Annotated in this window: 12 protein-coding genes; 9 read left to right on the top strand and 3 right to left on the bottom strand. The window is 34.0% G+C overall.

Annotation, left to right across the window (positions count from 1 at the left end; genetic code table 11):
• The first annotated feature begins 287 nt into the window (after window positions 1–287).
• Both ERL59_RS09125 and ERL59_RS09120 read left to right on the top strand, forming a co-directional pair.
• Entirely contained in the window at window positions 288–1,562 is a 1,275-nt protein-coding gene (locus tag ERL59_RS09125; protein ID WP_160645900.1) for an MFS transporter, read from the top strand.
• Window positions 1,516–2,133 (top strand): TetR/AcrR family transcriptional regulator, encoded by a 618-nt coding sequence (locus tag ERL59_RS09120; protein ID WP_160645899.1) that lies wholly within the window; start codon window positions 1,516–1,518, stop codon window positions 2,131–2,133. Before ERL59_RS09125 ends, ERL59_RS09120 begins: the two co-directional genes overlap by 47 nt.
• A gap of 105 nt (window positions 2,134–2,238) precedes the next feature.
• Here ERL59_RS09120 and ERL59_RS21305 read toward each other — a convergent pair whose 3' ends face one another.
• From ERL59_RS21305 to ERL59_RS09115, 3 genes are all read right to left on the bottom strand, one after another.
• Entirely contained in the window at window positions 2,239–2,367 is a 129-nt protein-coding gene (locus tag ERL59_RS21305; RefSeq protein ID WP_268894507.1) for a hypothetical protein, read from the bottom strand.
• Window positions 2,368–2,532: 165 nt separating this feature from the next.
• The gene (locus ERL59_RS20750; protein ID WP_201763516.1) at window positions 2,533–2,697 is read right to left on the bottom strand and encodes a hypothetical protein; all 165 of its coding nucleotides are present in this window, start codon (window positions 2,695–2,697) and stop codon (window positions 2,533–2,535) included.
• A gap of 170 nt (window positions 2,698–2,867) precedes the next feature.
• Complete coding sequence (locus ERL59_RS09115) at window positions 2,868–3,299, bottom strand: DUF2621 domain-containing protein (RefSeq protein WP_407925698.1); 432 nt, start codon at window positions 3,297–3,299, stop codon at window positions 2,868–2,870.
• Between the two features lie 233 nt (window positions 3,300–3,532).
• Between ERL59_RS09115 and ERL59_RS09110 the strand changes: the two genes are divergently transcribed.
• From ERL59_RS09110 to ERL59_RS09080, 7 genes are all read left to right on the top strand, one after another.
• Window positions 3,533–4,501 (top strand): sugar ABC transporter substrate-binding protein, encoded by a 969-nt coding sequence (locus ERL59_RS09110; RefSeq protein ID WP_160645897.1) that lies wholly within the window; start codon window positions 3,533–3,535, stop codon window positions 4,499–4,501.
• A complete protein-coding gene (locus ERL59_RS09105) occupies window positions 4,498–5,946 on the top strand; it encodes a sensor histidine kinase (protein ID WP_160645896.1) in 1,449 nt (482 codons plus the stop codon). Before ERL59_RS09110 ends, ERL59_RS09105 begins: the two co-directional genes overlap by 4 nt.
• Window positions 5,939–7,492 carry a response regulator transcription factor gene (locus ERL59_RS09100; protein ID WP_160645895.1) on the top strand — a complete coding sequence of 518 codons (1,554 nt, stop codon included), beginning with the start codon at window positions 5,939–5,941 and terminating at the stop codon, window positions 7,490–7,492. The genes ERL59_RS09105 and ERL59_RS09100 overlap by 8 nt, the downstream gene beginning before the upstream one ends.
• 237 nt (window positions 7,493–7,729) lie before the next feature.
• Window positions 7,730–8,794, top strand: coding sequence for a D-xylose ABC transporter substrate-binding protein (xylF, locus tag ERL59_RS09095; protein ID WP_160645894.1), 1,065 nt, complete (start codon window positions 7,730–7,732; stop codon window positions 8,792–8,794).
• Between the two features lie 243 nt (window positions 8,795–9,037).
• Window positions 9,038–10,555 (top strand): xylose ABC transporter ATP-binding protein, encoded by a 1,518-nt coding sequence (locus ERL59_RS09090; protein ID WP_201763515.1) that lies wholly within the window; start codon window positions 9,038–9,040, stop codon window positions 10,553–10,555.
• Between the two features lies 1 nt (window position 10,556).
• On the top strand, window positions 10,557–11,732 hold the full coding sequence (locus ERL59_RS09085) for a sugar ABC transporter permease (protein ID WP_160645893.1): 1,176 nt from the start codon (window positions 10,557–10,559) through the stop codon (window positions 11,730–11,732).
• A 435-nt stretch (window positions 11,733–12,167) separates the two neighbouring features.
• Window positions 12,168–13,028 (top strand): DMT family transporter, encoded by an 861-nt coding sequence (locus tag ERL59_RS09080; protein ID WP_160645903.1) that lies wholly within the window; start codon window positions 12,168–12,170, stop codon window positions 13,026–13,028.
• The last annotated feature ends 1 nt before the right edge of the window (window position 13,029 follow it).

The following is a 13,029-nucleotide window of genomic DNA, read 5'->3' as shown; positions in this document are numbered from 1 at the left end:
CATTGAAGAATATTAAAAATAAGAAATGAAAAAGAGGAGCAGTTCCAACTAGTGAAGTTTTACACTTTCACAAAGGGAACAGCTCCTTTTTATTATTTATGACTAGACTATAGTCTAGGATGAATACGGTCTAGAGTCTGTTTTGGAAATGAAAGGGATCACCTAATATGAAAGAATCACAAATAACATTTCAAATGGAATAAAAAAAGTGTTGATAAACGACATTAATGTCGTTATAATGAAGTAATAAAAAAGACACTGGTGTCGTTAAATTTGGAGGGGTACTTTTGAATACACATTTGGGAAAGAATAAGGGATTTATAACATTAATGGCTGCTCAATTAATTTCAAGCCTTGGGGATTGGTTAAGTATTGTGGCAATTATTACACTTGTAGGATTGAAATGGGAAGCGTCTCCTATGGAGATTTCATTTATTATTTTATCTTTGGCAGTACCTATGGCGCTTTTAGGTCCTTTTGCAGGCACAATCGCAGATCGATTTAATAGAAAAACGTTAATGGTTTTATCAGATTGGGTTAGAGCAGGACTCATCCTTGTATTAGCGTTTGCTAATTCGATTTGGACGGTTTATGTTTGTTTGTTCTTGATAGGGATGTTATCGGCTGTGTTTGTTCCAGCTAAAAATGGCAAGCTAAAAGAGCTTGTACCTGATACTCATATGAAAAGTGCAATGTCTATCACTTCCATGATTGATTCAGGCACAAAGGTACTAGGTCCATTATTGAGTGGTCTTTTGGTTGCAGCATTTGGTACTAAACTTGTATTTTTTATTGACTCAGCCACTTTTATGGTGTCAGCTCTACTCTTATTAGTCCTTCCTAAAAGTAATAAAGATTTAGAAGAAGAAAAGAATCTGGAAGAGCATAAAAAAGATTCATTTAAAGAAGAATTTATTGAAGGATTGACGTTTATTAAGGGAAACTATTTTTTAATGGTTGGTATGATGGTTTTAGGAATCAGCCTTCTAATTTTACAGTTGTCAGATGCGCAGATTATTGTTTTGATTAGGGAACTTTCCAATGTTTCTCCTGATCTGTTTGGTTATATCGTCACGTCTGCAGGCCTTGGAATGTTTTTTTCAGGATTAATTTTAGCTAAGAAAACGGATTATAATCCTCTTCAACTCATGTTTATTGGAGTTTGCGGAATAGGAGTAGGTTTTGGTATGATGGCAGTATTAACAAGTATAGATTTATCTTTATCTATACTATGGGGACCGACATTAGGGTTAGTTGCGGGTTTTGCCGCTGGTCTTGTTTTTATCCCTTTTCAAGCCGCAGTACAAACCGATACTCCTGTACATATGACAGGGAGAGTATTTGGAGTCATTAATAGTGTGACAACGACCGCAACAATCATTGGTCCATTATTAGGTGGTTGGCTTGCAACAGTAATAGGGGTTATTCCAACATTTATCATAACAGGATCGCTGTTAATCTTGATGTCGATCATTGGATATACTTTAAAAAGTAAAATAGAGCGAGGGAAAATAGATGTCTCCGAAAGTAAGCAAGGAACACAAGGAGCAGCGACGAGCTAACATCTTGAATGCAGCAAAGGATGTTTTCATAGAGCATGGTTATGAACATACGACGATGAAACATATCATGGATGCAGCGAATGTGAGTAGAGGTGGTTTATACCAGTATTTTTTAAATAAGGAAGATGTATTTGAAACTATACTTGAAGAGGATTTACAATTGAATTTAAATGAACTGGAGGAAGTTTTGAGAGAAAAAGTTCATTCTCATTGGGATTTGTTGTTAGAAACAATATATGGAGAGGAACGACAACCAAATGATGATATGAATTCCCTTGCACCTTCAAAACTAGAGTTCTTTATTACGGGAAGAAATGATAAACGTAGAAGAGAATTCGGTAAAGCTCGTTATTATAATGGTTTAAAATTATACAGTGCTATAATCGAGCAGGGACAACAAAAAGGTGAATTCTGCACAAAGTTTGATAGTGATATCATTGCTAGATCCATCATTGCGTTTATAGATGGGTTAGCTTTTGATCATTCTATTTTACCTAAAGAAGATTTGAAAATGAAGCAGCAGTCCGCTTTGTTTAGAGATTATTTAAAAACAATACTTGGAGTAGAGTGATAGTCACCTTATAGGAAAATAAAATGACTAATTCACTCCACTTCCTTACATGATGCATTAAAAATTTGATACTCCTTTAATACCATTTAATCATGTTCTGGGAAACTACTTTTTAGACTTTCCTTCTACCTGTTCCTCCCAGATCTCATCAAAGGTTTCAACCTTACCATGCGGTTTAGGATTCTCTTTTTTCATTTTAAATTCATTTTCTTTGCTTCGATTTGTTTTTGCCATTTCTTATTATCTCCTATGATCAGTTTAATCTCAATCATTACTAGTTAATTTATAGATTATGTTTATTATGGCAATTTTGATTAGAAATTATCATCTGCTTGATATAAATAACATAGTTGAGATATTACTAACAGATGGAAATCTTCATTTTAAATAAGGATTAATTTAAATTTTTTGCTTTTGACATCTTTTACAAACTTTCAAGTTTTCACCTTCATTGTTCACAATATCATAAAGTAATTTAATACGAGTTGCGTTACATATAGGGCAAGTTCCCCTGCCTCTTGATTGCATTTTCCACAAAGGTTTTCCACGATTAGATTTTGCCATGATCATCCTTCCTTTCAATATTTGTTTTTGAAATCCTATACCATGCTTATGATCACTTTTCATTTATTTATTACAAATATAGAAAACTAACTCAGAAGGCTTTATAAAAATAAAAAAACTTCTCCAGATTGAACTGAAGAAGTTGAAGTAAAGAAATGAATATAGTTTGTTTATGCTTTTTTCAGCAAATGTTTATAAGCCGAATAATCGATTTCATTTTTTTCTAAAAATGAAATTAAACTTTTGTAATCTCTACTTGGTGTTGCTAATATATATCCTTGCACACAATGGTCACGGGTCACTTCTGAAGCATTGCTTTCTAGTGCAACTTGACCAATTTTTGCGGCTATTGAGTGTTTGGCTATATCACGAAATGGAGTAGGAACAGGTGAGACCAATTGATCTAAAAATTCTTTTGATTCATCTGTCCATAAATGCCTGCTTTTTTCAACATAATGATTTTGCCAATCTAATTTCGATTTACCGTCTGCTTGAGGGAGTACTTTCAAAAATTTTCTAAACATGAAGTATCCGCCAATGGACATGAAACCGATTAATATAAAAACCCAAATAAAAATAAACCATGAAAATCCTGTTGACATCATTTCACCTCATAAAATGACACATACTAATAGAAGTTATTCTAGAAGTTCCTTTATTGAACAAATCCCTAATAATAAATTATATCTTACTTTTATATAAAATTCGAGTGAAGTCTTTTTGTACTTTCAGAACCATACTAATTGGTGAGTAATCATCATTTAATTTTAAAACGATGTGTTACAATAAAGTGAAACAGCATATTGACAGTATTATTTTGAAAGGTAAATGTAAAATGAGAAAAATGATTATCGTTGCTCTATCTATGGGTAGCATCATAACCATGATTATATCTGCATACTACATTATTAATATGTATAGTGATCATTCAATTTTATACTTGGATCCTGATGAAACCGATTATAATAAATATAGAATTGTTTTAATCTCGGATCAGTTAGGAAGTGCTTCTTGGAATGAACTAGTTCATGGTGCAAAATTTATCGCTGAAAATAATAATACCGATTTGAATATATGGGGAACATATAGAACCAATCAAAGTGAAATCATCAAACAAATTGAAATTGCTATCGCGTCTAAAGTGGACGGTATTCTCGTTCAAGGTATCAATCATCCTGATTTTATCGAGGTTGTGAATCAAGCATCCATAAAAGGGATACCTGTTATTACAATTGCTTCAGATGCACCCAGTAGTCTAAGAAGGTCTTATGTTGGGGTAGATCATTACCAAGAAGGAGTAAAAATTGCAGAGTATATACAAAAAACAATTGAATCCCCAGTAAATGTTTGTTTTTTGGCAGGAGAAGATTTCATCAATTTGCAAGAAATGAGACAAAGAGGTGTGATGGACACCTTAAATACAAATGAAGAAATTAAAATAGCAAACCCCAATGTATTTAATGATACATTAAAATCTGCATTCCAAGAATCAATCTCTTTATTAAATGAGAATCCAAATTGTAAACATATCGTAGCTTTAAATGCAAATGGTGCGAGTCAAATTGTAAAAACCATTAAAACGAGATCTAGGATTGAAAATTATAAGATATATGCTTTTGATGACAATTCAGAAATAAAAGAGTTGTTAAAAGATGGCGTTATCCAAGCGACAATTGAACATCATCCAAAAGAGATTGGGGTTAAAAGTATGGTGATGATGCTAAAATGGTTAGAAGGTAGAGAAATACCTCTTGAAAAGTATTACTATACTCCAAGTAAAGTCATCACGGAGACTGATCTATGAATAGTATTCAGAGAAAAATCATATTACTGTCTTTATTTATATGGATGTTGATGTTAGGTATTTGGTTATTTATGAGTTATCATAATCAAAAAACGATCGAGCAGTATAATCAAATATTACAAAGATATTTGTTAATGAATCAAGTTTCAAACCTAAGTGAAAACTTAATTGCTACATTACATGAGTACATATTAGAAATATCTGATGAACAACTTGCATCATATGAAAATCAAAAATTGGAATTACAAACGATATCTGTTCAATTGAATTCATTACGAAATTCCGATAACTATATGAATTTAATTAACTATGAAAATATGATTAAAAGCCAAGTAGAATCAACAGAATTAGCTTTGGTTTCTTTTCAAAATGACCGTTACGAGCAGGCTGCATCCCATCTGGATCAAGCAACTAAAATATCAGATTACATTGCAGAGATGACATTAACCATTTTAGATCGTGAGTTAAAAACATACCATCAATTTTATCGTTCTATTATTCAACAAAGTACGAATCTCGAAAAAATGGGTTTTTGGATTTTGTTGATGGCTTCCTTCTTGTTATTGTTATTTTCCTATCTATTCGCGGGAAGTATCACAAGGCCTATACTTAAATTAACTCTGGCAGTAAAAGAGATATCTAGGGGGAAGTTTGATCGACAAATCAACATTAAAAGCAATGATGAGATTGGTTTTTTGGCAAACGTGTTTGAACGTATGCGCATTGATATTAAAAAATTAATAGGGGAAATGAAGGAAAAGGTTAAAATTGAGCGTGATCTCAATAAACATAAATTACTGTTAAAGGAAAGTGAACTTAAAAGTTTGCAAAGTCAAATCAACCCACATTTTTTGTTTAATACTTTAAACACAATCTCTAAAAAAGCTTATTTAGAGGAAGCTTATGAAACGAGTGATCTGATTACTTCTGTATCCAATTTATTGCGTTATAACTTAAGGCAGATGGGCAAGACGGTTACAATTCTTGAAGAAATGAAAGGAGTACAGGAGTATTTAGCGATTCAAAAAGTGAGGTTTTTTGATCGTGTCCAGTATGATATTGACATTGACGGAAAATGTTTTTCCTTTGAGATTCCTTCTTTAACGATTCAACCCTTTGTTGAAAATGCATTCATTCATGCCATTGAGCCATCTGAAGAAGGTGGAGAAATACATATTAAAATTAAGGATCAACCAGAGCATGTTTTGATTTGCATAGAAGATAAAGGAAAGGGAATGTCACAGGAAAAAGTAAACGCTATTTTAAAAGGAGAAGCTTCAAATCATTATGAAGGACATTCTACGGGTATCGGAACAAGTAATGTAATTACAAGGTTGAGATTACACTTCGGTATTCATGATGTAATACAGATATCAAGTGTTCCAGAAAAAGGGACGAAAATAACATTACAGCTTCCAAAAAGGAGTAAGAATATAAATGAATAAAATTCTCATCGTTGATGATGAAGCCATTGAAAGAATGGCTTTGCAGAAAATTCTTGAAAAGCATATTGCTGATATTCAAATCGTTGGACAAGCAAGCAACGGGAAAGAAGCAATTGAAATGGCTAAACAATTTGAACCTGATCTTATATTCATGGATATACGGATGCCAGAAGTGGATGGTTTAGCTGCCGTACAAAAAATTAAACAATTTGCCCCTTTTGTCAGATTTATTATGGTATCTGCATACGATACTTTTGAGTACGCAAGAACTGCTTTGAAACTGCAAGTCAAGGACTATATTCTTAAACCTAGCAAACCTGTAGATATCGTTCATGCTGTTCAAAAAGTATTGGATGAAATGGACATTGAAAAAAAAGAGAAAGAGGCTCAATCGCGAAGTGAGGAACGACTTGAAAAAGCCTTGCCCATTGTAGAAGCAGATTTAGTGACACAACTATTATTTGAACATATGAATGTCATGCAACTTGATGAAATGATAGAACTATTAGGCATGGTTGAAATTCAAAATGCTTACGTGCTTTTGCTAGTGGTTCAAAGCAAAAATTTTGAGAAGATGGAATCGATTGCTTTATTGGAATTATATCGTGAAGTTAAAAGTTTCTATCATCAAGAGGAGCAGGGGTTTGTAGGTACAATGTCGGGCAAACATATTCCTATCATTGTGATCCCAGATCCAGAAAAAACGTATCGTTCTCATGCTTCCAGTTTAATAAGGAAATTGATAAATTTTTCAAATCGTTTTCAAGGTATTCATTTTTTCATTGGGGTTGGCAAACCATGTGGACAAATAGAACACATTCAAAACTCTTATCATGAGGCTTTATTAGCATCTGCTGATCTGGATTTACCTTCCAAACATTTTTTTTACGAGGATCTGAAAAATTCAAATGCAACGCCAAAAACGTTAGATTTAGATCTGGAAAAACGAATGTTGGAAGAAACAAGGAAAGGAAATATTCATCATTTACCTCAATTAATAAATCAGCTCATTATGAATTATGCATCCAACAAAAAGCCTCAAATTGAAATTCAACAAAGAGTATTGCAAGTATTATGGTTAATGAGCCGAAGTATGAATGAAATGGGTTTTGAAGTGGAAAGCCCCATTTATTTAACAAAAATAGAAAGTATACAACAATTAAAAACAGAAACAAGTGTGATTTTGAAAAAAATGACCGAACCACTTGAAAAGATGAGTGTTCGTGTTGCACCTGATTTATTATCACGTATGAAAAACTATGTTTACGAAAATGCAAATCGTGAAATATCTTTAGAAATGCTAGCAGAATTTGTTGGACTCAGTCCATATTATGTTAGCAAACTTTTTAAAGATCAATTAGGAACAAACTATATTGATTTTCTTACACAATGTAGACTTGAACGTGCTAGAGAGTTGATGAAAGATCCCCAAAGAAGTTTGAAAGAAATTACATATGAAATTGGATATAAAGATCCAAATTATTTTAGTAGGGTATTTAAGAAAAAGTATGGTGTTTCTCCAACAGAATATAGAAAAAAATTTTAATAGTTTCTTAAAGTTTGTAACAAGTATTGACATTTTTTTTGCATAAACACCTAGTGTGGTTAGTTTAATAAAACTCTCCGTTTAGGTGTTTTTTCATTTAGTATGAACTTCACTTTTATAGGTGAACATAAAAAAGTGCTGTATATACCAATAAAGTACAGACGATTATATCTCACAAAGAAACTATTTCTTGGTAGTCTTAGAATTGTAAACATTTATATTAAAGGAGAGGTACAAATGAACACAAAATTTAAAAAGTTTGGGGTTTTATTACTAGCGTTAGTTTTTGTCTTTTCAATAGCTGCGTGTGGTAATAGTGATGAAGGAACAGATACTGGAAGTAATGAAGGCGATAAAGAAGTAAGTGATGATCAAATTGTAATCGGTTTCTCTATGGATACATTGCAAGAAGAGCGTTGGCAAAGAGACCGTGACTTCTTTGTAGAAAAAGCAGAGGAGTTAGGTGCAGAAGTATTGGTTCAATCAGCAAACAGTGACGATGCAAAGCAAATTTCTCAAGCTGAAAACTTAATTAGCCAAGGGGTAGACGTTTTAGTCGTAGTTCCTCATTCAGCTAAAGCAGCAGCGGCAATTGTTGAAAAAGCACATGAAGCTGGAATTAAAGTTTTATCTTATGACCGTTTAATTAAAGAAGCTGATGTAGACTTATATGTTTCTTTTGATAATGAGCGTGTAGGTGAAATGCAAGCTCAAGCTATCGTTGATGCTCAACCAACGGGTAACTATGTATTAATCGAAGGTGCAGACACAGATAACAATGCACACTTATTTAAAAAAGGTCAAATGAACATTCTTCAACCACTAGTTGACAAAGGTGATATTAACATCGTTTATGAGCAATTCACTGAAGGTTGGGACCCTGCAAATGCATTAGCAAATATGGAAAATGCTTTAACTAAAAACGAAAACAACATCGATGCAGTTGTTGCTGCTAACGATGGAACAGCGGGTGGTGTAATTCAAGCACTTGAACAACAAGGATTAGCAGGACAAATCCCTGTATCTGGTCAAGATGCGGAGCTTGCAGGTATTCAAAGAATTGTAGAAGGTACACAAACAATGACCGTCTATAAACCAATCAAAGATTTAGCATACCATTCTGCTCAATTAGCAATTGACTTAGCAAATGGAAAAACTCCGGAAACGGATAAAGTTGTAAACAATGAATTTAAAGACGTGCCATCTATTCTTTTAGACCCAATTCCAGTTAGCAAAGATAACATTGATGAAACTGTTATTGCTGACGGATTCCACTCTAAAGAGGATGTATACGGGGAATAATCAATATTAATTTAGCGGGGAAGATGAAGGATATTAATCCTTTATTTCCCCCCCTTTTTTAGAGGATAGGAAAATCCAGATTCTATCCTCAAAAAAAGGCATGATTTTAATAAAGATCTACTTGATTATTCCAATACAAGCTTTTTACTCATAGAGTTTGTTCAAAAAGTCCAATAGTGCAATCTTGTAGGTGCTGAAAACAGAACTTTTTGAACATGTACTATAGCAGGGAGGAGAACAAAAATGACAATTGCCTTAGAAATGAAACAAATCACCAAAGAATTTCCTGGTGTAAAAGCTTTGGACCAAGTGACCTTTAAAGTGAATAAAGGGGAAGTCCACGCATTGTGTGGTGAGAACGGTGCAGGTAAATCAACCTTAATGAAAGTATTAAGTGGATTATATCCTGAGGGTACTTATGAAGGTGAAATCCTTGTAGATGATGATAAAAAAGCATTTACGAATATTAGAGATGCAGAAGAAGCTGGTATTGCTATTATTTATCAGGAATTAGCATTGGTTAGAGGTATGACGGTTGCAGAAAACTTGTTTTTAGGAAATGAACCACAAAAACTTGGCGTCATTCAATGGGATTATGTATATAGTGAAACGGAAAAGTGGTTAGCTGAAGTAGGATTAGCAGGAATTAAACCAGATCAAATTACTGGTGAATTAGGGATTGGACAACAGCAATTAATTGAAATTGCAAAAGCCTTATCTAAAAATGCAAAAATATTAATACTAGACGAGCCTACAGCTGCACTCACAGAAAAAGAAGTGGAGATTCTATTAAACATATTAAGAGAGTTTAAAAAACGGGGTGTAACTTGTATATACATCTCTCATAAGTTAAACGAGGTCTTCGATATAGCAGATTCCATTACGATTTTACGTGATGGGCAAACCGTAGCAACACATGATACAGCTGAAATTGATGAAGATAAAGTGATTTCATTAATGGTTGGACGTGAATTAACAGAAAGATTCCCACGAGTCGAAGCAAGTCCAGGGGATGTTGTTTTATCTGTTAAAAATTATTCAGTGAAAGATCCAAATCAAGCAGGTAAAAACCTGATTGATAACGTGTCCTTTGAAGTGCGCAAGGGTGAAATACTGGGAATCTCTGGTCTGATGGGTGCTGGGCGTACGGAGCTTGTGATGAGTTTATTCGGCACTTATGCTGGTTTAACAAGTGGTGATGTTGAAATTGATGGTGAGAAAGTCAAGATTAAAAATACCGAACATGCCATTAAAAAGGGACTTGCGCTAGTTTCAGAGGATCGAAAGAAATATGGACTGGTGTTAGGGATGAGTATACAAAACAACATCACATTGCCTAGTTTAAAATGGATTTCACCGTATGGTGTGATTAGTGAAAACGAAGAGATCAAACATTCAAAACTGTATCATCACTCTTTAAGAATTAAAGCTCCATCTGTAGAAAGTATTGTTGGCAATTTAAGTGGTGGAAACCAGCAGAAGGTTGTGCTTGGGAAATGGTTAATGACTGAACCAAAGATATTAATTGTGGATGAACCTACTCGTGGTATTGATGTTGGTGCTAAGTTTGAAATCTATAACATAATGAATGAACTGATCAAAAAGGGTGTCGCTATCATTATGATCTCATCTGAACTGCCAGAAGTATTGGGAATAAGCCACCGTGTTTTAGTATTAAATGAAGGAAAACTAACGGGTGAGTTCGATTATAAAGATGCAACGCAAGAGAAAATTATGGTAGCAGCAACGGGAGGAATGTAAAATGAATACGCAAACTGAGGCATTACAAAATAAACAAAAAATTCAATGGATCAAATTTGACCTTAGAGCCTATACGATGATTGCGGCTTTGGTTTTGATTTGGTTACTGTTCACATTTCTTAGTGGTGGTAGTTTCATAGAACCAAGAAATTTATCTAATTTGTTTAATCAAATGTCAGTTACATCTGTATTAGCGGTTGGTATGGTATTAATCATTGTCGCAGGACATATTGATTTGTCTGTGGGTTCATTAGTAGGTTTAACTGGTGGAGTTGCAGCTATTTTAAACTCAACATATGACTGGAATGCCGTTGTTGTGTTTATTGTAACCATCGCTTTTGGTGCATTAGTTGGATTATGGCAAGGTTGGTGGGTTGCTTATCGTGCTGTACCCGCTTTTATCGTAACGCTGGGTGGCATGCTCATATTTAGAGGACTTTTATTGGGAATTAGTAATAGTCAGACGATCTCAGGTTTATCAGATGGATTTAAAATTGTGGGTACAGGTTATGTTCCTGCAGGATGGGGATTATTAATTGGGATTTTGGCCATAGGTGTGTTTGCTTTACTTTTAGTTATGAAAAGAGTTTCTCGTAAAAAGTTTGGATTTGATATCGAACCCATGGTGCTCAGCTTATTCAAAATTGTTTTAGTATCTATATTAGTCCTTACTTTTGTATTAGCTATGAATAGTTACAAAGGCATACCCATTCCGATTTTCGTTGTTATTTTCTTAGCGATTATCTTTACGTTTATTGCTAAAAATACAGTGTATGGAAGACAAATTTATGCGATTGGTGGAAATTCTGAAGCAGCTCGATTATCAGGGATTAATATTAAAAGAAGAACATTGATGTTATTCGTATTAGGAAATACGCTAGCTGCTATTGCAGGTATTTTATTAACAGCTAGGGTTGGATCTGCAACGGTGAATGCTGGTAATATGTATGAATTGGATGCGATCGCTGCTGCCGTAATTGGTGGAACGAGTTTATTAGGTGGAGCAGGTACCATCTCAGGAGCTATTATCGGTGCATTAGTGATGGCCAGTTTAGACAATGGTATGAGTCTAATGAGTGTTGAAACGTTCTGGCAATATATCGTTAAAGGCGGAATTTTAATCCTAGCGGTGTGGATGGATATTTATAGTAGACAGAGGAAAAGTAAGGGTAACTGATACCCACAAAAGTGACGATAAAGCTACGAGGCATATTCCGAACAACCTTTGTAGCGTAATATAATGCAAACCAGAATCATCCCCAAAAAATGAAGCAAGGTAGCAAATATCTATTATTTTGAGGGGATGTATCTCCAATAGAAGAAGATGGAGCGACTGAGGGAATCGCTTCATCTTCTATTTTTTAAGTTTTTTATATCAATCATTGCTCAATAGAAGTATAGTGTAATACAATATTAAGATGAAATGATGCTTACATAGAATATAATCTATTCCTCCTACTATCAATGATGAAAAGAATGAAATAGCGTGAATTAGTGGCTTTAAATATGAAGGAAACCATCTACATAAAAACTGGATTTTTAAACACTAAGGTAGGTGTTATAGTTGAGTAATAGTATACAACACCCTAAAAGATCATTTGCTGCAATCAGTATGGGTTTAGCGATGGCTATATTTGGTTCAATTGGATTTGTAGCGGCACAGACAGGACTTCAAGCTTTTGAGTTAGTGTTTGTACGTTGTGTTTGTGCTTCTTTATTTTTAGGTGCTTTTTGGTTGCTTTCGGGGAAATTCAAAAATGAAAATTGGAATCAACGTGAAGTGAAACGTATTTTATTATGTGGAGTAATACTTGTATCTAATTGGGTATTCCTATTTAAGGCATTTGAAATGATGCCGATTACTGTTGCCATCTCCATCTACTATCTAGCACCCGTCATTGTTTTATTGTTGGGAAGCTTTCTATACAGAGAAAAATTAACATGGTTAGCAATCACCTCTATTTTGATATGTTTTATTGGTACAATGTTAATATCTGGTTTAGGGACGGATACTCCGTTTCAACAATTACTCTCATCAGGACTTATCTTGCCTTTTTTAGCAGCGATTTTATACGCACTATTAACACTTCTCAGTAAAGGTATTAGTCAATTATCTCCGTATGCTGTGACCGTGATTCAAACATCACTTGGTGCTATCTTGTTATTTCCTTTAGTTAGTCTTAGTGCTTTTTCTGGACTTCAGGTAAATCATTGGATTGCGATTACAATGATTGGTGTCATACATACAGGTGTGGTATATTTTTTATTTTTTAGAAGTGTACGATTCCTTCCAACAAGACTGATTTCCGCACTAGTCTTTTTAGATCCTATTGTGGCTATCTTACTAGATACAATGATAATAGCTTTTCAACCAAGTATATTGCAAGTTATTGGTTTATTCCTTACGTTTGGAGGAATGGCTGTTACTTTGGTTCAGACTGATCGAATTAAATCTACGGGTGAAACTGGCTAGT

The sequence above is a fragment of the Chengkuizengella marina genome (genome assembly GCF_009910845.1).
GTDB lineage: Bacteria > Bacillota > Bacilli > Paenibacillales > KCTC-33759 > Chengkuizengella > Chengkuizengella marina.
Note: the sequence above shows the minus strand (reverse complement) of the source record. Positions and strands in the feature narration are given on the sequence as shown.